Origin of the sequence: Corynebacterium urealyticum DSM 7109, from assembly GCF_000069945.1 — a bacterium.
GTDB classification, from domain to species: domain Bacteria; phylum Actinomycetota; class Actinomycetes; order Mycobacteriales; family Mycobacteriaceae; genus Corynebacterium; species Corynebacterium urealyticum.
Genome location: NC_010545.1, coordinates 76,483 through 98,478, shown reverse-complemented (window position 1 = coordinate 98,478; position 21,996 = coordinate 76,483). Strand labels below are relative to the sequence as shown.

Annotated in this window: 19 protein-coding genes; 4 read left to right on the top strand and 15 right to left on the bottom strand. The window is 64.6% G+C overall.

Annotation, left to right across the window (positions count from 1 at the left end; all coding sequences use genetic code 11):
* Positions 1-99: 99 nt before the first annotated feature.
* Both CU_RS00430 and CU_RS00425 read right to left on the bottom strand, forming a co-directional pair.
* Positions 100-2,892, bottom strand: a complete 2,793-nt coding sequence (locus CU_RS00430; RefSeq protein ID WP_407919452.1) for a DEAD/DEAH box helicase — start codon at positions 2,890-2,892, stop codon at positions 100-102.
* A 113-nt stretch (positions 2,893-3,005) separates the two neighbouring features.
* Positions 3,006-3,404 (bottom strand): (deoxy)nucleoside triphosphate pyrophosphohydrolase, encoded by a 399-nt coding sequence (locus tag CU_RS00425; RefSeq protein WP_012359349.1) that lies wholly within the window; start codon positions 3,402-3,404, stop codon positions 3,006-3,008.
* A gap of 157 nt (positions 3,405-3,561) precedes the next feature.
* Here CU_RS00425 and CU_RS00420 point away from each other — a divergent pair, with 157 nt between their 5' ends.
* Positions 3,562-4,143 carry a hypothetical protein gene (locus CU_RS00420; protein ID WP_231837692.1) on the top strand — a complete coding sequence of 194 codons (582 nt, stop codon included), beginning with the start codon at positions 3,562-3,564 and terminating at the stop codon, positions 4,141-4,143.
* A gap of 206 nt (positions 4,144-4,349) precedes the next feature.
* Entirely contained in the window at positions 4,350-5,345 is a 996-nt protein-coding gene (locus CU_RS00415) for a hypothetical protein (protein WP_012359347.1), read from the top strand.
* 159 nt (positions 5,346-5,504) lie between these two features.
* Here CU_RS00415 and CU_RS00410 read toward each other — a convergent pair whose 3' ends face one another.
* The 10 genes from CU_RS00410 to CU_RS00365 form a co-directional block, all read right to left on the bottom strand.
* Complete coding sequence (locus tag CU_RS00410; RefSeq protein ID WP_173362328.1) at positions 5,505-6,278, bottom strand: NAD-dependent deacylase; 774 nt, start codon at positions 6,276-6,278, stop codon at positions 5,505-5,507.
* A gap of 157 nt (positions 6,279-6,435) precedes the next feature.
* Complete coding sequence (locus CU_RS00405; protein ID WP_012359345.1) at positions 6,436-7,719, bottom strand: Fic family protein; 1,284 nt, start codon at positions 7,717-7,719, stop codon at positions 6,436-6,438.
* A 172-nt stretch (positions 7,720-7,891) separates the two neighbouring features.
* On the bottom strand, positions 7,892-8,641 hold the full coding sequence (locus CU_RS00400) for an SDR family oxidoreductase (protein WP_012359344.1): 750 nt from the start codon (positions 8,639-8,641) through the stop codon (positions 7,892-7,894).
* A 54-nt stretch (positions 8,642-8,695) separates the two neighbouring features.
* Positions 8,696-10,039 carry an MFS transporter gene (locus CU_RS00395; protein WP_012359343.1) on the bottom strand — a complete coding sequence of 448 codons (1,344 nt, stop codon included), beginning with the start codon at positions 10,037-10,039 and terminating at the stop codon, positions 8,696-8,698.
* A gap of 75 nt (positions 10,040-10,114) precedes the next feature.
* Positions 10,115-11,272, bottom strand: a complete 1,158-nt coding sequence (locus CU_RS00390) for a cysteine desulfurase family protein (RefSeq protein ID WP_012359342.1) — start codon at positions 11,270-11,272, stop codon at positions 10,115-10,117.
* A complete protein-coding gene (nadC, locus tag CU_RS00385) occupies positions 11,272-12,171 on the bottom strand; it encodes a carboxylating nicotinate-nucleotide diphosphorylase (protein WP_173362300.1) in 900 nt (299 codons plus the stop codon). The genes CU_RS00390 and nadC overlap by 1 nt, the downstream gene beginning before the upstream one ends.
* A 58-nt stretch (positions 12,172-12,229) precedes the next feature.
* Entirely contained in the window at positions 12,230-13,855 is a 1,626-nt protein-coding gene (locus tag CU_RS10245; protein WP_012359340.1) for an L-aspartate oxidase, read from the bottom strand.
* Positions 13,855-15,126: a quinolinate synthase NadA gene (nadA, locus tag CU_RS00375; protein ID WP_012359339.1), complete on the bottom strand. Its 1,272-nt coding sequence runs from the start codon at positions 15,124-15,126 to the stop codon at positions 13,855-13,857. Before nadA ends, CU_RS10245 begins: the two co-directional genes overlap by 1 nt.
* A 95-nt stretch (positions 15,127-15,221) precedes the next feature.
* Entirely contained in the window at positions 15,222-15,932 is a 711-nt protein-coding gene (locus CU_RS00370) for an NUDIX hydrolase (RefSeq protein WP_012359338.1), read from the bottom strand.
* Positions 15,933-16,134: 202 nt separating this feature from the next.
* Positions 16,135-16,779, bottom strand: a complete 645-nt coding sequence (locus CU_RS00365; protein ID WP_231837691.1) for a CPBP family intramembrane glutamic endopeptidase — start codon at positions 16,777-16,779, stop codon at positions 16,135-16,137.
* A 172-nt stretch (positions 16,780-16,951) separates the two neighbouring features.
* Here CU_RS00365 and CU_RS00360 point away from each other — a divergent pair, with 172 nt between their 5' ends.
* Entirely contained in the window at positions 16,952-17,944 is a 993-nt protein-coding gene (locus CU_RS00360) for an asparaginase (RefSeq protein ID WP_012359336.1), read from the top strand.
* Between the two features lie 122 nt (positions 17,945-18,066).
* Here CU_RS00360 and CU_RS00355 read toward each other — a convergent pair whose 3' ends face one another.
* Positions 18,067-19,203, bottom strand: coding sequence for a GmrSD restriction endonuclease domain-containing protein (locus tag CU_RS00355; protein WP_012359335.1), 1,137 nt, complete (start codon positions 19,201-19,203; stop codon positions 18,067-18,069).
* Positions 19,148-20,410, bottom strand: coding sequence for a glycosyltransferase 87 family protein (locus tag CU_RS00350; RefSeq protein ID WP_012359334.1), 1,263 nt, complete (start codon positions 20,408-20,410; stop codon positions 19,148-19,150). The genes CU_RS00355 and CU_RS00350 overlap by 56 nt, the downstream gene beginning before the upstream one ends.
* Before the next feature lie 76 nt (positions 20,411-20,486).
* On the opposite strand from CU_RS00350, the gene CU_RS00345 reads away from it, so the two are divergent.
* Positions 20,487-21,287 carry a PaaI family thioesterase gene (locus CU_RS00345; RefSeq protein ID WP_012359333.1) on the top strand — a complete coding sequence of 267 codons (801 nt, stop codon included), beginning with the start codon at positions 20,487-20,489 and terminating at the stop codon, positions 21,285-21,287.
* Between the two features lie 138 nt (positions 21,288-21,425).
* On the opposite strand, the gene CU_RS00340 is transcribed toward CU_RS00345, so the two are convergent.
* Positions 21,426-21,989 carry a hypothetical protein gene (locus CU_RS00340; RefSeq protein WP_012359332.1) on the bottom strand — a complete coding sequence of 188 codons (564 nt, stop codon included), beginning with the start codon at positions 21,987-21,989 and terminating at the stop codon, positions 21,426-21,428.
* Between the last annotated feature and the right edge of the window lie 7 nt (positions 21,990-21,996).

Sequence of the window (21,996 nt, the reverse complement as noted above, 5' to 3'; positions counted from 1 at the left end):
TCCGGGGATTGCAGATCTAACTGAAGAACCCCAGCGGCCCACCGCTGGGGTTCTTTCGTTTTTTGGGGCGGCTGGTCTAGAAGCCTGGCTCCTAAGGTTTTAAGAGGTTTGCACTCCTTCGACGAAGTAGTCGTAGAGCTGGATGTTGTCCCAATCAAGCTTTAGTTTCATGTGGACGACGTCCACCTCTGATGTCCCGTTTCCGGATGGCATGGTGGCTTGTTCTGCATCATGCGCGGTCGCATAGCCCAAAAAGTAGAAGTCCCGCCCTTCAGTGTCGTCCTTCTTCATAAAGACCGGGAGCGGCACAAGGTTATCGATGATGTAGCGTTCCGTCGGGCTGTTCAGGGTTCTGCGGTTCTTAGTGAACCAGCGCAGGGTCGTCGAGTCGATAAAACTGTCCTCGTATTTCACCGTCGCGCTGATGTCTTCGTCCTTGTGGTACGTAATGAAGATCGGGCAGATGCGTGGAATATCCATCTGGTCCCTCTCCAAGTAGTAGCCTCCAATGTTTTGCGGAATGATGAGTTTCTGGAAATTCAACATCCTGCACACTTCACCCCGTGTATATGTCGCGGACGGCACGAGTGCTCCGCTCCAGGAGTGTTGGTGTCGCACCAGGTACTTCGTGGCTTTGACGACGTCCCAGACGTTCTGCTCGAAATCGGCGTCCTGCTGGAGAAGCTGTTTGAAGGTAGCGTCCAGGCTCACCCCCTCAGACGCCTCTTGCAAGAGAGAAATGTTCTTGTATTTTGCGCGTTCCCCATTAGGGAAGAATTCAAGCGTCAACACGCGCACTGCGGTATCCACGTCACTCGGGTCATGGTTGACGCCCAGCTGACTGAGGTGCTGGGCGATCTCCTGCTTGCTCACTTTTTCTTGGTTGAGCAGAAGCTCAAGGGTGAGGATCTCTGCGGACCGCTTGCTCGGGAGGATTTCCCGGTCGAGAAACTGCAGATACGGCAGCAGCTCCTCGCTAGGTGCAGCCTCGAGGTAACGATATTTAGCGAGGAAGGTCCAGTAGTCTTTCTCTTTTTCCGCGAGAACAGTCACGTCGACCGTGTCGTAGCGAGCAACGTCCTCGCGTGTTGGGGGCCTCCCCAGCTGATCAGATAGTTTCGATACCTCTAGCTTAAGATCTTCGACTCTGTCCAGCCGTGTTTGGGCAAGGGACTCGAAGATGCGTTCCCGAGAAATCTGGTCAAAATTGACGCTCGAAAGCCCCGCAATAGCACCCTGGGTGGCGGCGTCCGTCATCTTACGGCGGATCTTATCTTTCCGACGCGACCGCTCACCGAATAACGCGATGGGGATGAGGAAGTTTTTCTTATAGTTCCCAATGAAGTCAATGACCCGCAGGTGATCTTTACCTTCGCATTTGCGCAGACCGCGCCCGATCTGTTGGGTGAAAATGATGCTGGATTCTGTGGGACGGAGCATCACAATCTGATTGACTGACCGAATGTCAATACCTTCATTAAAAATATCGACGGTCAGGAGGTAGTCTAACTCCCCGTTTTCTAGCCGTTCCACAGCTTTTTGACGTTCCGCCACCGTGAAATACTGCGAAGATAGCGCCAGGGTCCTGAGCGTACGGCCGTAAACCTTTTCCTTGTTGAGAAGTCGTGAAAGCTCCTCTGCTTCTTCCACCCTCGAGCAAAAGATGAGCCCCTTGACATCACCGGCAAAACCATAGGTGTTCAGCATGTTGACGATGTGCTTAACACGCTCTGGAGCGCATAACCGGGCCAAGCTACTGAACTCATCGTCGACGACGTTGCCTTCGTTGTCCGTATAGTCCGTGACACCGTAGTAGTTAAACGGCACCAGCATTTTTTCTTCGAGCGCTTTTTGCAAACGAATCTCATACGCCACGTTGTGGTGAAAGCGTTCGAAGATGCTCTTACCGTCCGTGCGCTCAGGTGTTGCTGTCAGACCGAGTAGAAAATCTGGTTTGAGGTGCTCGATGATCCGGACGTATGTAGCCGCTTCTGCGCGATGAACCTCGTCGACGATAATAAAGTCGAAATAATCCTGGCTCAGCTTGTACAGATTCTCGGGTCGAGAGAGTGAGGCGATGGTGGCGAAAGTGTACCGTTTCCCGAGCTCCCTCGAAGAACCTGCAAATTTTCCAAACTCCTCTGGACCTGCCCCCAGCACCTTCTGGAAATCCAGCATGGCCCTGTCGAGGATTTGCTCGGTATGGACCAAGAAGAGGAATTTCTTCGGATTTGCACTCCGAACAGCCAACGCTCCGAGGATTGTCTTGCCTGTTCCTGTTGCAGAAATGACCAGCGCTCGCTGTTCGCCCTGCGACCGCAAGCGATTGATGTTTTCCAGCGCTTCAACCTGCATAGCGTTCGGCTCAATGACGTTCCCCGCTGGGACAGCCCCGTGCTTGGGTACGTAAACCGAATCTCTCGGCACTTGACGCCGTTGCGTATAGGCGGCAATCCAGTCTTCGTCTAGTGCTCGGCCCGCAGCAATCTGGCGCTCAATAGCCTGATCGAGCTGCTCAACGATGTGGCCTTCTGGCAGGGCCGAAAATCGCAAATTCCACTCTTGGTTTGCGAGCAGTGCACCACGGGTCAGGTTGGAGCTGCCGATGATCGCGGTCCGAGCTGCCTCGAGCTCGAAAATATAGCCCTTGGGATGGAAGCCGCGGTCCGGCACATCGTGAATGATCGTTGTGATGTTCGGAGGGAGATTCAGTAGCTCCCGAAATACCCGCGGTTCGTTAAACCCGAGGTAGTCGGAGGTGATGATCGTCCCCTCGCCCGAGAAATCAAGGAGATCCTGCTTGATCTTGGCCAGGCCGTCTTCCGTGATGAAGGCAACGGAGATCTTGAACTTTTTGGCTCGCCGCAACTCATGCTTAATTGCGCGCAGCATCGTGTTCTCGTCATCGTTGGCGATGAGGACCGGGTTGAACGCCTCCGGGGCTTGCACGCTCTTATCGAGGAAGCCAAAGTGTGTATCAGCGACAATGCGCTGGGCATCGCGGGTCATGCGCTAAATTTTTCCTTGATTTTCTCTACCGCGGGCACATCTGCTGGAGCCCACTGGACCGTGTCCAGTGCTTCCGGCTTCAGCCATCGAATCTGGGCATGCTCCGTGAGCTCTGGCTCCTTACCGTGCAAGGAGGCGAAGAAGGTTGTCAGCTCGACGATTCCAAAATCGTATTCATAAGCGGTGGTGTCGAGGTACTCACCGATAGTGGCATCACAGAGGAGTTCCTCCTTCAGCTCCCGCTGAAGTGCCTCTTCGGGAGTTTCGCCCTCTTCGATCTTTCCGCCTGGGAACTCCCAATACCCCGCCAAGGCCATATCTTCCCCCCGTTGTGCAGCGAGGATTTTGCCGTCTTCGACGAGAACGGCGCCAACGACCACAATTTTCTTCTTCACCTTGGCCTCCATAATGTGCGGTACTTGGGATAACCCTAACAAGCCACCCAGACAATAGCGCTCCACCAATCTGCTGGACGGCGCCCCAGTAGCGATGAAGCGGTCAACGCGGAATACACTGGTCCCGACCATCACCACAGCGAATTCCCCACTCCCCATGCCACACATCGTTTTTCTCGACGCCAACGTGTTGACCAGCACCACCGTTCTGCGGTGGCTTTTCGACCTGCGCGCAGCACTGGTCGGTGAGGGGTGCGAACTGCGGCTCGTGACGTCCTTAAAAACCCTGTCGGAGACCGGCGCCACGATGAACTGGCGCGTACCGCAATCCACGGGCGCGCAGCGGGACCAGCGGATGGCGGAGCTGCGCCGGGAGATGGACGAGGTCCTCCCCCGCTACCCCGAGGGTCTCGCCTTCAGCGGGAAGGACCCCGGCGACTACCACGTGCACGCCGCGGCAACCGCTTGCGGGGCGACGACGCTGCTGAGCTTCAACCGCCCCTCGGACTTCACGAAAAAGCCCGCCCGAGAAAGCTACCGGGTCACTAACCCCGACGACTTCCTCCACGAACTCGGTACCACCCACCCCGGCGCGTTGGCGCAGGTCGTCGCCGCGCGCATGGGTAAGAAAGCCCCGGGAGAGGAGGGCGCAGCAGACATCGCGACACTGGTTCTACAGCTCAAGAAAGCGCGATGCCCCCGGCTCGCGAAACTGCTGCCTGGGGCACTGGGTGGATGACCGCGGCGGTAACCGAGGCCCTTCGCGTCCTCGAATTCGCCAGAGTAGCTGCGCTTCAAAGCCTTTTAATCAGAAAACTCTTGGGCCCATACCGAACATGTGCGGGTCGGGGATTCCTTCGGACTTTACTTAGCGAGACATCCAGGCATAACAATCTGATAAGTTCCTCTTAGAAAAACCCGTCGCTGCTGGCCGGAAGGAAGCACATGGCCCACTACGACCTCTATCAGGCGCTCAATCTCGACCGTTCGAAGACTCCAGAGGAAATCAGCGCCGAGCTCTCGAATCGTCTGGAGAACAATGAGCTGGACAATATCGGTGGTCGCGAGGAAGTAGAGATCGCCCGCGCCATCCTGGGTGATCCACAGAAGCGCACCGCCTACGATTCCCGCCTGGATGATCCGAACGCACCTGAGGTGGACGTGAACGCTCTCCGCCAGCTGGCCGCCGCGGACTTCTCCGCCGGCACAGCTCCAGCGGGCGATCCCGCAGCGGGCGCAGCACCAGCAGGCGCCGCTGGTGCAGCAGGCATGGCTGGCGCAGCAGGTGCCCAGCACTCGCCGGAGAAGCAGGGCCCGTCGCTGGGCGAGCGCTTCAAGGAAGCCGGCGCGAAGACCCAGCAGCAGGTCGCTCCCGCAATGGAGAAGACTAAGAAGGAATTCGGCCGCTCCTCCAAGATGGCTATCCTCATCACCGCGATCGCCACGGCCGTCGTGATGCTGCTGCTGTTCACGCTGTTCAACCTCTTCACGGGCAACTCCGGCCCATCTGACGTGGGGCACTCGAAGAAGGTCACTCAGCTGATCGAGCTGCGGGATAAGGACAAGACCGAGAAGTGGATTCAGGACAACGTCCAGTTCGATTTCCAGGATAACCTCCGCGACCGGATCGACATTGACGATGACTATCGCGGTATGGACCGCTTCCTCGATACCGAGGAACCCAAGGTTCTCCGCTCGGTCGATGTGAGGGACGCAGGGCTTATGGAATATACCTTCGACGAGGATCGCATCAAGGATGCGTATAAGAAGGAAGGCATCAAGAAGATCTACTTCTCCCTCATCGGAGATAAGAACGGCAAGGATTCCCGCTGGCGCGTTGGAGTCATCGAGTTTGATGACGGCAAGATCGGTGTCGATTTCCTGAGGTCTGATGACAGCCCCTTCGATGAGGACATCGAAGATCTGAAGGATAACTTCTAGGATCTCTAGCATCCTGGATCAACGAGTCCGCTGATCCAGGGTGCCGAGGGAGGCGAGTCGCAGCAGACGCTGCCCGCCTCCCTTTTTCTATGCCTGGCTCCGACGCGACCTGAATGTGGCTACCATTCAGTCACCGCCTCAGACGTGCGTTATCGCTAGCTAGCCCCTGGCCGCTGCAACGATCGCCGGGGCGCCCTCCGCCGCGGTTGCGCGCAGCGACCAGTCCGCCAGCCGCGTGAGGTCGGTGCGCTCCGGGGAGATCTCCAGGATGCGGGCGCCTGCGGCCTTCGCCACCTGCGGCAGGCCTGCGGCCGGGTAGACCACGCCCGAGGTTCCGATGATGACCACCAAGTCGGCCTCCCGCATCGCGGCCTCGGAGGCATCCCACTCGCGGTGCGGCAGTGGCTCACCGAACCACACCACGCCCGGGCGGACGGGGTTGCCGCACAGGGAACAATTCGGCGGGGTGGCGCGCTCCAGCTGCTGATCAGGGAACTCAGGGGTGCGGGCGGGCTTGTGGCAGATGGCGCAGCGGTAGCTGAATAGGCTGCCGTGCAGGTGCGAAATCCGCCTACTGCCCGCCCGTTCGTGCAGGTCGTCGACGTTTTGGGTCACCACGTGCAGGTTGATGCCCCGCTCGCTGGCCCAGGAGGAGTTCTCCCACTCCGCGATGGCCACGTGCCCGGCGTTGGGGGCTGCCTGCTGGCACACATGCCCGCGCCAGAGATACCAGGCGTACATGGGGTCAGGGTCCTTCGCCCAGGAGCCCAGGGAGGCCATGTCCTGCGGGTTGATGCGCTCCCAAATGCCAGTCTGCGCATCGCGGAAGGTGTCCAGCCCGGAGTCCTTGCTCATGCCCGCGCCGGTGAAGACGACGACGTTACGCGCGCCCGTCAGGACGTCGATCAGTTCTTGCGGTAGGCCGTCGTTCAGCGTGAAAACACCAGAGTTCGTGCTCATGACCCAAGGCTAGCCCGTGGCTGGTCGTGCCGGGTTCGGGTTGCCCAAGGCGCTGCTCGCCCCTCCTGCCCGGCACCAGCCCGGCGCCCAGCTCAGCAGCAGGAAAGCAAGCTGCACTCTGCGAGTTCCACTACTCCGGCCGGGCTGGTGCACCTCGACCCTGGGGTTCTGCGAGCCGCGTATCGAATTGGCTACTAGCGAGTTTCCGGTCAGCGTAGGTGATGAGATCGAGCACGTCGTCCGCATAGTAGCCACGTTGTCCTTGCGGACCCACAGACTTTGACCGCAAGATTCCGGCCTCCTCCAAAAAATCCAGTGCTTGACGGGCACTCGCAGGAGCCTTCCCATAGATGCGGTTGACCGTAGCCACCGTGACCACTGGGTGTTCCGGCAAAGCCTCCAAGAGGCGTATCACCAGGGAGTCCCGACGCAGTTCTCGCACCTTCCCGCTAGCCTTCCTCGCAGCATCGACTCGCTCCGCCCACTGCTGTTCCATAGCGCTCAATTCATTCGAAAGCTCTTCTGCCTGGCCCCCTGCCACATCGGCCGCTTCAACGAATAGGTCGAGCCACCCGGAAAGGTCCCCCTTCCGGAACTTGGTCAATCCCTCGACGTAACGCTGCGACCATGTTCCCAGAACGAGGCTGATGGGCAGGAGGGTTTTCGGCGCGAGGCCACGGCGTTGAAGGACCCCATGAATGAGTGCTCGACCGACCCGGCCGTTCCCATCTGCGAACGGGTGAATCGTCTCGAATTGTGCGTGGACAATCCCGGCCTGGAGAAGCGCACCGTGGGTTGCACTATTCAGGTATTCAACGAGGTCTTTCATAAGTTCCGGAACGTATTCTGGCGGGGGCGGAACGAACTCTGCTCCAATTGGAGTGAAGTCCCCGCCACCGATCCAGTTTTGTTGCTCACGTACGCCTACAGGGATCCCCCGCTCGTCACCGATGAGCTGCTCCTGCAGACGCTCCAGCATGTCGACCGTGATTGGACCCAGTGCTTCGAATTGTTCCTCCACGCTACGGAGCACGGTGAGGTTGCGAGCCACCGCTGCAGCATTCGGTTTGAATCCCCGGACATCCTCACTCTGCGCGAGTTCTGCAAGAGCAATCTTGTCTACCCTCGGCGCAATCCCCTCGATCTTGGAAGAAGCAACTGCCTCCGAACGCATCAGCCATCGGGCGATGCTCTCCAACTGCGTAGCGCCTTGTAGCCGCCCAAGCTGCAAAATCTTCCGCTCCACAACGGCCGCTTTGTGCGACACGTCGTCGTCGACAAGTAGCGGTGCACCACGCCGACCCTGCATCAAAAAATCTGGGACAAACGCGCGGAAGTGTCCACCAGCCTTATCGCGTTTCGGCACCCCTGGTGCATCGATTGGGTGCCAATGCTGATCAACGTAGTGCCCCATACACGCCTCTTTCTTGGTAGCCGGGCTACGGCTCACGCCCTGGGCGGCAAGCCAAGACTTATCCTTTAGTGATTAAGGGCTACACCTTCGGCTCAAGGTTTATACCTTAAGCGTTAAAGGGTAACTCTTCGGCTCAAGAGTACCCTTTTAACTTTTATCCCAGCACCCTGGTTTAGACCTGGTCGATCGGCTTGATCATGATCGTCTCGACGTCCATGTGCGCCGGTCGGCCCGCGATCCAGCGCACCGTCTCGCCGATGTCCTCCGCCACCAGGTTCTGCACGCCCTCGTAGACCTCATCCGCGCGGGCTTGGTCCCCTTTGAAGCGGTTCAGCGAGAAGTCGGTGGCGACGCGGCCCGGGTCCAGCTGGCAGACGCGGATGCCGTCCTCGGCGAACTCCATGCGCATCACGTCCGTCAGCGCGGTCTCCCCGAACTTCGCGGCGTTATAGCCCGCCCCGTTCCGGTACGCGCCACGCCCGGCCATAGAGACCACGTTGATCACCTGTGGCGCCTGCCCGGCCTTCAGCTGCTCGTACAAAGCGCGGGTGACCTGCAGGGTTCCCATCACATTGGCCTCGAACATCCAGCGCCAGTCCGCCGGGTCGGTCTCCACGATGGGCTCCAGGCCGCGCGCCCCACCAGCGTTGTTGACCAGCAAATCGACGCTCCCGAATTCCGCGGCGAGCTGTTCGGCTACCGCGTCGATGGAGTCCTGGTCCGTAACGTCGAGGACAATAACGGTGGCCCGGCCGCCGGCGTCCTGAATCCGAGCCTGTACCTCCCGGAGGCGGTCCTCGCGGCGGGCGGTGAGGACAACGTGCCAGCCATCGGCGGCGAGTGCTTCTGCGGCGGCTGCCCCGATGCCTGCGGAGGCCCCGGTGACGACGGCGGTGCGGGTATTTTCTGTGGTGTTAGTCATGCCCCTCAGGCTAGTCGGCGCCTCGGACAAGCGCGCCGATTCGCCGACGGGGCCCTAGTTCCGGTCGCCGCTTACGGTCCCCGGCCGCCCCGCGACCACCGTGGCCGGGCCTTGCACGGCGCCGATGGCCACGGCCACGACCAGCATGACCACGGCGGCCCCAACGTAGAGCGCCAGCGGCGCCCATCCCGAGTCCACCAGATAGCCGACCACGAGAGGGCCCATGATCGCACCGATGCGCCCCACACCCAGCGCGATGCCGACACCGGTGCTGCGCAGGTGGAAGGGGTAGGACTGCGGGGTGATCGTGTACATGCCGGTCACGCAGCCGTTGAGCAGCATGCCCACGGCCACGCCCAACGCCAGCATGAGCACCGGGAAGTCTGTGCTGAGGATGAAAGCAACCAGGACCCAGCCCGCCATGAGGGAGAAGATCACCAGTGTTGTGCGGGTGCTCAGTCGGGTGGTCAGCACGCCGAAGAGCACGGAGCCCACGGTTCCGCCCAGGGCGAGCATGATCCCGCCCAGCGCGCTGAGCTGCTCGCTCAGCCCCACCTCGGTGAGCAGCTTCGGGGTCCACTGGTTCGCAAAGTTGAAACCGAAGTTCACCAGCGCGAAGCCCAGCCACAGCAGCAGGGTGTTGCGCAGCAGCTCCGGGCCCAGCAGGTCGCGGAAACGGCCGCGCTCTGCAGCCGAGGGGACCGCGACGGTCACCCGCTGCTGCTCGTTCGCGCCAGCCGACACCTTGCCCATGCGCCGGGCCAGACGCTGGAGGGCGGCGTCGTCCCCGCGAGCGGCGAGGGTCTCCGGAGTCTCCGGAATGAAGAAAAACACGGCGAGCAGCGCGACCGTCGTCAGCACTGCGCCAGCGAAGAACACGATGCGCCAGCCATGATCCGGGATGAAGGTGGAGGCAATCGTGCCGCACAGGGAGGCACCCAGGCCGTAGCCCGCGGCATAGATCGCCATCGCCAGGCCGCGGAAACGCAGATTGGAGAACTCGGAGGTCAGCACGGTCACGCAGGCGAGCACGCCGCCCACCCCGATGCCGGTGATCACGCGGTACACGAAGAGCTCGGGCACGCTGCTGCTGAACCCGGTGGCAATCAGGCCGGCCAGGGTGATCAGCAGGGAAATCACGATCAGGCGCTTGCGGCCGAAGCGGTCGGCCAGCGGGGCCAGCGCCACCGCACCCACCCCCACGCCGATCAGCGCGGAGGCCAGCAGCCAGCCGAGGGTGGATCCACTGAGATCAAATTCCTTCGTGACCGCATTCGCCGAGAAGGCCATCGCGACCAGGTCGTAACCGTCCAGGGCGTTGACGAAGGCGGCGACCGCGATGATGAGCCACTGATAGCCGGACATCCGGGTGTTATCGATGAGTTGGCGCAGATCCATCAATAATCCTTAAATTCTGCGTAGCCTCGCCGGTCAGGGGCGTGAAGCTACGTATCCATTGAACTGGGAATAAACCTAGCCATTGGGGCGGACAGAAAGAATTTCAGCCCTTAAGATTCGAATAATCTGTTCGATCTCTGCCTCCTTCAGGGGTGAAGGCAAGGTGAAGCGGAGGGCGGATTGCGCCACCTCCGGGCTATAACCCATAGCCAGCAGCACCGGGGAGGGTTCGGATTGGCCCGCGCGGCACGCCGACCCAGAGCTCACCGCGAATCCCGCAGTATCCAACGCCACCAGCAGGGACTCACCGCTGATCCCTTCGACAACGAAGGAGGCGTGGTTGGGCAGCCGCTCGGTGGGGTGCCCGGTCAGCGCCGCGCCCGGCACGCCGGCGAGCACGGCCTCGATCAGGGCGTCACGGGAGGCCATGAGCTCCACGGCTCGGGTGCCGATCGAGGCACGGGTGGCCGCGACGGCGGCGGCGAAGCCCGCGGCCCCGGCGATATTGCTAGTGCCCGCGCGTCGACCGTTTTCCTGCTCCCCGCCGTGGATGACGGGCTCCAGGGCGATATCCCTGGGCAGGAGCAGCGCGCCCATGCCCTGCGGTCCGCCGAATTTATGGGAGGCCACCGCCGCGCTGGTTATTCCAGTACCGGGCCAGCCACCGTCCGCGAAGCTGACTGGCAGGCCAGCGGCGGCCTGGACGGCGTCGATGTGCAGGGAAATCCCCAGCTCGAGGGCGGTGGTGCTGAGGTTCTCGACGCTACTGACGCTGCCGACCTCCGAGTTGGCCAGGCCCACGGCGACCAGCGTGGTGTCCGCGGTGAGAAACTCAGCGGCGGCGCTGTCGAGGACGCGTCCCGATGCGTCGACGGGCAGGTAGTCCACGGTAAAGCCGTGGATGCGTTGCAGGTAGTCCACGCTGGCTAGCACGGAGGAGTGCTCGGCCTTGGTGGTCACGACCCTCCGCCCGCGCGGATTGGCCAGGGCGCGGCCGATGATGCCGAGGTTATTCGCCTCCGTCCCACCGGCGGTGAAGATCACGCCGTCTGTGGGGACGCCGAAAGCCCGCGCCACCGTGGTGCGGGCGTGGTCGAGTTCCCGGTCCGCGCGGTGCCCGGCGCTGTGCACGCTGGCGGCATTACCCGGACCTGCGTCCCACACCCGGTTCATCGCTTCCCGGGCGGCCGGGTGCAGTGGTGCGGTGGCGGCGGCGTCGAGGTAGCGGGACATTAGGCCTGGTCCTGTGCTGCCTGGTCCTGCGTGCTCTGCGCTGCCGGCTCCAGTGCGTCGAGCCCCAGGTCAAGGGAGCCCGCGGAGTGAGTGAGCTTACCGACGGAGATGACGTCCACGCCGGTGGCCGCGAGCGCCGCGACCGTCTCCAGGCTGACGTTGCCGCTGGCCTCGGTGGCCGCACGGCCGTCGATCAGGGCGACGGCACGGGCGAGCTCGGTGGGGCCGAAATTATCCAGCATGATGCTGTCCACCCCGGCGGCGAGCACAGGCTCGATCTGGTCCATGCGGTCGACCTCCACCTCGATGTGGGTGGTGTGGCCGACCCGGCTGCGGACGACGCGCAGCGCCTCGGTGATCGAGCCCTCCCCGAGGCTCGCGGTGAGTGCTGCGAGGTGATTGTCCTTGACCATCACGGCGTCCGAGAGCCCGTAGCGGTGGTTGTGTCCGCCGCCGACGCGCACGGAGTGCTTCTCGAAGGCGCGCAGGCCAGGGGTGGTTTTCCGGGTGTCGACAATGCGGGCATTCGTTCCAGCGATGGCGTCGACGTAGCGGGCGGTCAGGGTGGCGATCGCGCACATGCGCTGCGCGAAGTTCAGGGCAATGCGCTCGGCGGTGAGCACGCCGCGGGCCGGGCCCTCGATGACCGCGAGCTGCTGGCCCGCGGTGAAGCGGGTGCCTTCGGCGGCCAGCTCGGTCACGGTGATCGCCGGGTCGGTGAGCTCGAAGGCGGCCCGGACGACCTGCCCGCCGGCGAAGACCCCGTCCTCGCGGGCGGTCAGCGCGGTGCGGAGGCGGGCGTCGGCGGGGATGGTCGCCTCGGAGGTGATGTCTCCCCAGGGGGCATCCTCGGCGAGTGCGGCGCGGACGGCGGTGGTGATGGTGTCTTGGGTGAGCATGGGGCCTTTCGGGTGGTTCTGATTGGCTGGTTTTCGCTGGGTGGGGTGTATCTGGGCATCACGTTCCGGCGGGGAGGAGCCGCAGGAAGCGGGAGCTGGCCTGGGCCGGGTCTGTGCGGGGATAGTCGCGGCGGCGGTGCGCTCCCCGGGATTCGGTCCGGGCCTCCGCCGCGATGGCCACGAGCCGCCCGACGGTAGCAATGGCGCCCGGGATCTCCGCGAGTCTCTCTTGGGCCTGCCGGATGCCCTCGCCGGTTCTTTCGACGTCCAGCCCCTCACCCACGGCGTCCCGCGCAGTGGCCTCGTCCTGTGCCGCAGAATCGTATTGCGCAGCGCCGTTCGAGTCCTCGACGTCTGCCGGAGACGTCACGCCCGGCGCGGTGCCTTCCGGCAGCGTCAGCTCGACGTCCAGCACGCGGCCTTCGGCGGTCGCGGTTGCCAGCCCCGTGGGTTGTTGTCCCTGGTCGCCGGAGACCTGCGCGGCGGCGTCCTTGCCAGCGGCAGCGGCGAAGACCAGCGCCTCGAGCAGGGAGTTCGACGCCAGACGGTTCGCCCCGTGCACGCCGGTCCGGGCGGCCTCGCCCGCGGCGTAGAGGCCTGGCACGCTGGCGCGTCCGTGCAGGTCAGTGGCGATTCCGCCCATGCAGTAGTGCGCGGCCGGGGCAACCGGAACGAGCTCGTGGCGCCAGTCGATGCCCTGCGAGGCGAGCATCGCGGTGATGCCCGGGAACTCCTCGGTCAGCTGCGGGATGTGGCGGGCGTCCAGCCACACGTTCTCGGTGTGTTCGTGCAGGGCGCGGCACACCCCGGTGGCGACGACGTCGCGGGGCGCGAGCTCCGCGCGCGGGTCGACGTTCTTAAGAAAGCGCTGTCCCGCATCGTCGAGCAGCACTCCCCCAGCCCCGCGCACCGCCTCGGAGATGAGAAAGTTGGTGCCCGCCAGGACGGTGGGGTGGAACTGGACGAACTCCATATCCGCCAACACCGCCCCGGCTCGGGCCGCTGCGAGGATCCCGGCACCCGTGCACACCCCACCGCTGGTGGAGCGGGGGAAGATGCCGCTATATCCGCCGGTGGCGACGATGGTTGCATCCGCGCTGAGGTCTAGTGTTTCACCCGCGCGGCGCACCCGGGCGCCGGTGACCACGCCTTCGGTGAGAAGCAGTTCGGCCAGCTCGCAGCCGGGGTGTTGGGTGATCGCGCCAGCCTGTGAACCACCGCTGTGCTCGCCCGTGCTCGCCTCAATCTTCTCTGCGAGGAAGGCGTGCAGGGCCGCGCCGGTGCGATCCCCCCACGCGTGGACGATCCGCTCCGCGCTATGCGCCGCTTCCAGCGCGAGCGCGGGCGTGCCATTCGGGAGCAGGTCGGCGGGGAAACCGGCCGCGAGCAGGCGGCGCACCGCCACCGCGCCCTCGGCGGCCAGGAACTCGACCGCCCGGGTCTCCTCGGAATTCGAGGGAACCAGCCCCGCCCCCGCGGCCAGTGTGTCCGCCACGTGCGCGGCCACGCTATCGGTCGGGTCGATCGCGGCGGCGATCCCGCCCTGCGCGAGCTGCGTGGCACCCCGGCTGGCGGCGATGCTGTCACCCGGATAGATCAGGGCTATCTCGGCGCCGGCAGCGGCCGCGGTGAGGGCGGCGACCATGCCGGCTACCCCGGAGCCTAGGACGTTGACCTGCGGCATCAGTGAGGCTTCGCAGCCAGCATGCGCTCGAGGGCAACCTCGGCGTGCTCGGCGACGGACTCGTCCACGGTGATCTGGTTGACCACCTTGCCGTCCACCAGGGACTCCAGCGCATAGGCCAGGTACGCCGGGTGGATGCGGTACATCGTGGAGCACGGGCAGACCACCGGGTCCAGGCAGAAGATGGTGCGGTCCGGGTACTGCTGGGCCAGGCGGTTGACCATGTTGATCTCGGTGCCGATGGCGATGACGTCCCCCGGCTTCGAGGCCTCCACCTCGCGGCGGATGACTTCGGTGGAGCCGGAGACGTCCGCGGCGTCGACGACCGGGGCCGGGCACTCAGGGTGGACGACAACGCGCACGCCCGGGAACTCAGCGCGCGCCTTTTCGATCTGGGCGACGGTGAAGCGCTTGTGCACGGAGCAGAAGCCGTTCCACAGGATCACCTTCGCAGCCCGGATCTCCTCGGCGGTGTTGCCGCCCAGCGGCAGGTGCGGGTGCCACATGATGATCTGCTCGTCCGGGATGCCCATCGCGCGAGCAGTGTTGCGGCCCAGGTGCTGGTCCGGCAGAAAGACGACCCGCTCGCCGCGTTCGAAGACCCAGTCCAGGACGGTGCGGGCGTTCGAGGAGGTGCAGACGATCCCGCCGTTGCGGCCGCAGAAGGCCTTGATGTCCGCGGCGGAGTTCATGTAGGTCACCGGGATCAGCGGTGCCTTGGCAGCGACGTCCCCGTCGCTGTTTGTTCCCAGCACCTCGCTGAGTTCCTCCCAGCAGGCCTCGACCTGGCTGATGTTCGCCATATCGGCCATGGAGCAGCCCGCAGAGAGGTTCGGCAGGATCACGGCCTGGTTGTCCTGGGAGAGGATGTCCGCGGTTTCCGCCATGAAGTGCACGCCGCAGAAGACGAAGGCCTCGGCCTCCGGGTGGGCCTTCGCCGCCTGGGCGAGGTTGAAGGAGTCACCCACGAAGTCCGCGAACTTCACGATCTCATCGCGCTGGTAGAAGTGGCCCAGGATTTTCACCCGGTCGCCGAGGGTCTCCCGGGCGGCGATGATCATGGCATCCAGCTCGTCTGGGGTGGCGCTGGTGTAGCGCTCCGGCAGCACGCCCTGGCGGGGTGCCACGGTCGGGAAGTCATCGCCGTGGGAAGCGCCCGGCCCGTAGGAGGAATTCTGGTCGACCTCCCAGGGCTCGGCGGGCAGCTGGGAGTCACAGGTGCTGGACTCGGCGTCGGCGGCCTTGAGGATGAGGTTGGTTACGGAGCTCATAGTCTTGTGCTTTCTGTTGTGGCTGCCCCTTTAAGGCAGGTGGGTTCAGTGGTGGGTTTTCGCGTCGGGTTGGTCGTGTCGCCAGTGGTCAGTTTCTACAGTTCTGCCCGGTCGGATTCGGGGACGAAGCGGTAGTACTTCGCGGGTCGGTGTTTGGTTCCTTCCTGGTATTCCCCGGTTTCTTCGACGTCCCCGCTGGCGAGGACCTGGCGGCGGAAGTTGGCCGGGTCGAGCTTCTTGCCGAGAATGACCTCCTGGACGTGGCGTAGTTCGGCGATGGTGAAGGAATCCTCCAGGAAACGGTGTGCGACGAGGGCCTTTTCGGTCCTTCTGCGCAACCGGTCGATGCCCGCGTCGATGATCTCTGCGTGGTCGAAGGCCAGGGGCGGGAGGTCATCGGTGCGGAACCAGGCGATGTTTTCTTGTTCCTGACGTTGCCGCTGCTGGAAGTCGCTGTCCCGGAACTGTGCCCAGTAGGCGATGGTCACGGTGCGCTGCGCCTCGGCGGAGCGTTCCACCGATCCGAAGGCGTAGAGCTGTTCCAGGTAGTTCGGCTCCGCCTGGGCGGCGGCGACGAGGTTCTCCAGGGCGGTTTCGGTGAGGGTTTTATTCCATTCGGTGGGCCCGCCGGGCAGCGCCCAGGCGCCCTCGAAGGGTGGCCGGATGCGGCGCACGAGTGGCACCCACAGCGCGGGGCTCGCCCCATCCACGTGCGGTGGATCGATGGCGAAAGCCACCGTGGACACCGCCACCGTGGGGCCGAGTTGCCGCCTTTCGGCGACGTTTAGGCCGGTCCAGCGCCTCATGCCGGGCCTCCTCACTACTTAATGTCATATTGACACTAAGTAAGAATATGGCGCAGCTCACCCCCGGTCAAGGCGAATGGCCGAACGCGCCCATATGGCAGCCGCGCCCATCGCAGCGAGCTCGGAACATCGTCAGTGGCCGGAAGCTCCGCGGACGGTCCAGTTTGGCGGCCACACCGCCACGGGCAGGTAGAACGAGAAGCTAGAAGAACAACGGCAGCAGGAAGGCCATGCCGGTGCTCCAGGAAAGGTGCAGCGCCGTCGCGCCGAGGATAGTGCCATACCGGCGGGCGAGCAGCGCGGTAAACAAGCCGATGCACAGCGAACCAACCAGCAGCAGCGGGACCCCCATCGCCACCGTGACCAGCACATAAAGCGCCACCTGCAGGCCAAGGGACGCCGCCGGGCTAGCGAGGGAATCCAGGGCGCGGCGGGCGACGTCGCGGAAGAAGAGCTCCTCCCCCACCCCGTTGAGCACCAGGGTGAGCACCGTGGCCCACAGCGCGTCCACCCGCATGTTGTCCATCAGCCCCGCAACCGGCTCCGCCAGCACCAGAATATTGCGGGTTACCAAGGCCCCCAGCAGGAAGATCCCGAGCAGCACCACACCCAGCCCCACACCGACCCCGAGCTCACGGGCGGCCGTCGAGCCGGCGCGCGGGCTAAAGCAACGGCGGTCGCCGAAACCCAGCCACGCGGCAAGCCACACCAGGAAGGCCACGGCGGTGGCCAGGTAGAAGCTGGCCGAACCCGCGGGCGAGGAAGATACCCAAAACAGGCTCGCGGCCCCCAACACGGCCGGGACCAGGATGATGGCGAGGCGCGCTGCCACAGGCTTATTCTCCATGCGCCAGATGCTACCGGGGCGTGCAACCACGCCCCCGCACGCCGTTCAGCCGCTCATCCCGCGGGCACTCGGGCGCTTACTGGCCCTCCCTCGCCACCCGCCCTGCACGCGCACGAGCGATCCACCGCGGGCGCACTGTTCACCCGCCACCCGGAATGCTTAAAGTGAGAGCATGCTTCCCCAGATTTCCGTCGGCGCACTCGGCGGCACCATCGCAATGAGCTCCCAGAGCGCGAGCACCCCCGTCAACCCCCAGCTCGGGGCCGAGGACCTGATCGCCGCCGTCCCCGACCTGCAGGACGTCGCCCGGATCAGCGCGAAGACCATCAACAACGTCGCCTCCCCGGCGATCACGATGTCGGATATCCTCGCCGCCCTCCGCTACGCGGAAGAGGCGGTGGACGCCGGCGCCGCGGGCGTCGTCCTCACCCACGGCACCGACACCCTGGAAGAGACCGCCTTCCTACTCGACCTGATGTGGGGCCGGGAGGAGCCGATCGTGCTCACCGGCGCGATGCGGTCACCGAACCTGTTAAGTTCCGACGGCCCGGCGAATCTCATGTCCGCCGTCATCACCGCCGCCAGCCCGGACGCCCGTGGCCTCGGCGTCCTCGTTGTTCTGGACGACACCGTCCACGCCGCCCGCACCGTCGTGAAGACGGACGCGACCGCACTGTCCACCTTCCAGTCCCCTGGCTGGGGCCCGCTGGGCCGGATCTTTGAGCGCGAGCTGCACCTGCAGTTCCGGCCCGCCCGGCGCGAGGCCGCCCAGCCCGCGCCGGCGGACGAGCCGGTGCGCATCCCGATCGTGGAGAGCGCGGTGGCCGAGGACGGCGAGTGGGTCGCGGCGTTGGCGCAGATGAATCCGCGGGCAATCGTGGCCAGTGGCCCGGGTGTGGGGCACCTGGCAGTGCCGGCCGCCGATGCTCTGGAAAAGGTGCTCGAGGAGGGCACCCCGGTGATCGTGGCCTCCCGCACAGGGGCGGGGCGGACCCTGACCCACACCTATGGCTACCCGGGCTCCGAGGCCGATCTGCTGGAGCGCGGCTTCATCCTCGCCGGTTCGCTCACGGCCCGGAAGGCCCGTCTGTTGGCGCACGTCCTGCTGGCAGCGGGGGCTGATTCCGAGCAGCTGCGCGAGGGCTTCGCCCGCTTCGGGCACTAGAACAGCCTGAGGCAGCGGGCCACTCAGCGGTAGCCGGCACGAGGCAGGCCAGGCAGCGTGAACCTCGCCCCTCCCGGGCGCCCCGGCCGCCGTGGCGCGCCGCCCGCTCGCTATAGCCCTGCCTATTCGCAGGCCACGCCGTCGCGGTCGCCGTCCAGACCCGGCCGGTAACCGGGCTGACCAGCGTAAATAGGGGCAGCACCGGCCGCCCGGGCCGCGGCGCAGTTCTTGTAGTACACCGCGCCACCCGACTGCGCGGGCGCCACCGGCGCTGGCGCAAGCGGTGCCGGAGCTGGCTGGGCCGGGGATGGTCGCGGCTTCGGCGGCGCCGGCTGGGCTGGCTGCGGTGGCGGGAGCTGGGCGGCGCCAGGTCGCAGCAAGCCATCGATGGCGTTCGGGCCGGTGCCGGTACCGTCCCCGGCGAGGTTGATGGAACCCGGGCCACAGCCGTCGAGAACGCGGTTGATGGCCTCCTTCTCCGCGGCGGTGACCCACAGCTGGTAGGCGTGCTTCACGTTCACCTGGATGGCGACGTACTGGCAGCGGAAGCCCTTGTTTTTCGGCAGCCAGGTCGCGGCGTCGCCGTCCCCCTTCTGGGTATTCGCCTTCCCCTGAACGGCCAATAGGTTGCGGTGGTCATTGGCGAAGGCCTCACGGCGCTCCGGGCTGAGCTGCTGGGCGCCCTTCTGCCAGGCATCCGAGAGCGCCACGACGTGGTCGATGTGCACCTCATTGGAGGTCTGCGGTCCGCGCTGGAAGTTCATGACCTGCCCGGTATACGGCTCCTTGAGTTGCCCGGCGAGCACCTTGCAGCCCTTCGGGGCCGAGACCATCGTCATGTCCCGTGCCAGGACGTCATTGCGCTGGTCGCAGCCGTTGCGGTCGATGTCCTTCCACCGCTGGCCGAACTGGGAACGTTCGTAACCGGTCTTCGGCGCGCGCCCCTTGACCGCCAGCTCGTCGAGCTTGCCACGGACGATCCGCACCACGTCCGTGTCCTCCGGCTTCTTCTCCTCCGAGGTCGGGGATGCCTCAGCGTCGGCGGCGGCTTTCTCCTGTGGTGGTGGGGAGGTTTCGGCCGTTTCGCTCGCCGCACTCGTGACGGCCGAGCTCTCGCCGGCTGGCTCTTCGGGTTCGAGATCGCACGCAGTGGCGAAAGTCAGGCTGGCGGCGCCGAGGACCGCCAGTGCTGGGCGGAGCGCCCTAGCGGACCTCTTCCACCGCTGGTGAGGGCTTATTTTCTTCATGGCTGGCAGCATAGCCCACGCCCCCGACAGGCTTGGCTTTCCAAGCGTGAATTAATAGAACACAGAATAGAATCAGGCCGGTCCAGCCTTGGGAATTACCCAGCAGCCACAAGCCCGGTTCGAAGGCATAGCTCTCCTGATCCGGGTACAGGCCGTGCATCCCCAGGTAGTTGGCCACAATCACCAGTAATGCGGCGATGCGCACTGCCCGCGAGCGGGTGCAGAACACCAGTGGGAAGACCAGCACGATGCCGATCCAGTGGTGCGTGACGGCCAGCGGCCCGGCCAGGCACACCCCGAGAATCACCAGGGTCAAAGCGTGCACGCGGCGGCCGGTGCGTTCGAAGCGCCAGGCGCCCCACAGGCTCAAGGCTGCGATGACGATGAAGCCCGGCTTCATGATCGCCAGCGCCGTGTCGCTGTCGACGCCCAGGCGGGCGATCAGCCCGGTCAGCGACTGGTTCGGCGGATACGGCGGCGCACCGCCCCGCTCCTCGTTGACGAACTCGGTGGTCCAGAAGTAGAGGGAGGCCTCGGGGCGCAGGAGCCACCCGATGACCGCGGTGAGCAGAAAAAACCCGGCGGAGCGGGCAACAGAGGCGAAGTCCTTGCGCACCAGGAAGATCAGCGCATAGGCCGCCGGGGTGATCTTGATGCCCGCGGCGATACCGATCCCCAGTCCCCGGATCCGGCGCGGTGTGAAGCCGAAGACGTCCGCAGCGACCAGCAGGATCAGGAAGACGTTGATCTGGCCGTAGTTCAGGTGGGCCCGCACCGGCTCGAAGCAGGTGGCAAGGCCGGTCAGCCCAATCGACCAGGCCCAGAAGTAGCGACTATCCATCGGCCCCGGCAGGCCGAGTCCGGTGCGCTGCAGCCACCGCACCGCCATCGCGATAATGCCGAAGAGGGCTGCAACGCTGGCTAGCGTCCACAAGACCTCCATGGTCTGCTCCCCCACCCAGGTCAGCGGGGCGAAGAGCAGGGCGGCGAAGGGCGGGTAGATAAAGCGGAATCCCGAACGGGTGTCGAAGTCCACGTAGAGGTTCTCGCCGTCGATAAAGGCTTGCCCGGCATCGCGGAACACGCCGACGTCCAGCAGGTACGCGGACAGGGCGTGCTGGACAGCCACGGTGATACCAATCGCGCCGACGATCAGCCCCACGGCCAGCACAACGGGTCCGAGCAGGCGTTGCGCTCGGACGAAATCTGGTTTTGACATGCGAAAAACCTTAGCAGCCGGAGCAAAACCCCCGGTGTGTCAGCAAGCCCCTCCCGCTTATGGGAACATGAATTTTATGAATTCAGCAGTCAAGACGATCACGGGCGCCGTGGGCAAGCCCTTTCAGAAGCTCAAGCTGCCGCAGAAGGTGCTGCGCGAAGGCTTCGAGAACCCCAGCCTGGCACGGCGACTGTTCAATCTGTGGCCCCCGCTGCTGGGCTCCGGGGTGCGCATCACGCACGTCGCGGATGACTGGTCCGCCGGCCGCCTGGAGCTGAACCTGCGCTGGTGGAACCGCAATATGCACGGCGCGGGCTTCGGCGGCACGCTGTTTTCCATGACGGACGTGCTCTTCGGCACGCTGGTCATGGGCCGCCTGGGTTCGGACTATGAGGCCTGGACCCGCACCGGCACCTTCCAGTACCTCTCCCCGGGACGTCGCGGCGCCTACCTCGACGTCGAGGTCACCGACGAGCTGCTCGCCTGGATGAAGGAGGTCGTCGCCGAGGACGGTTACTGCAACGTCCCTTATACCTCGGTGATCTACAACAAGGACGGCTCCGTGGCCGGCATCGGCCAACAGGATCTGCACGTCCGTCCGCGCCGTACGGGCAAGCTTGCCCACCTCAAGCGTGCACCGGAGCCGAAGCACGCCACCGAGGCCCGCGGCCTGGTGCTGGAGTCCCTGGCCAACGCGGTGCTGTGGCACTGCTTCAAGCAGCAGCCGAGTGTGCTGACCTCCTTGATGAGCCGCCAGCGTCGCATCCCTGACCCGGCTGAGCAGATGCGCATGGTGGTCCGCGAGGTGCTGGACCGCGAGGCCGCGACCCGCGAGGAGCTGCTGGAGCTGGGCGTGGCGGAGAAGTTCCTGGACTAGACCCGGCGAACCAGCCACCACTGGGCGGGGAACCGCCCTCGCGTCGAGAATAAAAAGCCGCCGACCACGGTGAAAACTGTGGTCGGCGGCTTTCGCGCTAGCTATTCCATTCTGAGCGGCCTCACCGCTTTTCGCCGTTTAGTAGATGGCGGCGGACTCGATGCGGCTCGGCGTGGCGTAGGCGATCGTGGCGGTGCAGACGATGCCCGCGAGCGTGACCAGCGTCGTCCAGTCGCCATCGAGCAGACCGCCGAGAATCACCCACAGCACCGCAGCGACCACCGCCAAGGCAATCACGGCAATGCCGAAGAGGTGCTCATTGCCCGTGCCGGAAACCGGGATGTACAGCAGGCCCGCGCCGATGCCGATCAGGCCGGCAACGACCGCCGCAAGCACAGCGGAGGACACGCCGCCGGCGCCGTAACCCGCGATCTGGGAGACCAGCAGGTCGACGAGGAAGACGACGGCGAAGGTCACGACCGCGCCGAGCAACGCGAGCAGCACCAGGTTGCTGATGACCTTCTTCGTCTGGAAACGGCCGGCGATCAGGCCCTCCTGGGAAGGCTGGGCCTCGTAGTAGCCCTGGTTGTACTGCTCCTGGCCGTAGCCCTCGCCATAACCCTGCTGGCCATAACCCTGGCCGTAGCCTTGCTGGCCATAGCCCTGGTTGTACTGGCCTTCGTTGTTATTGGGGTAGGTCATGCCATCA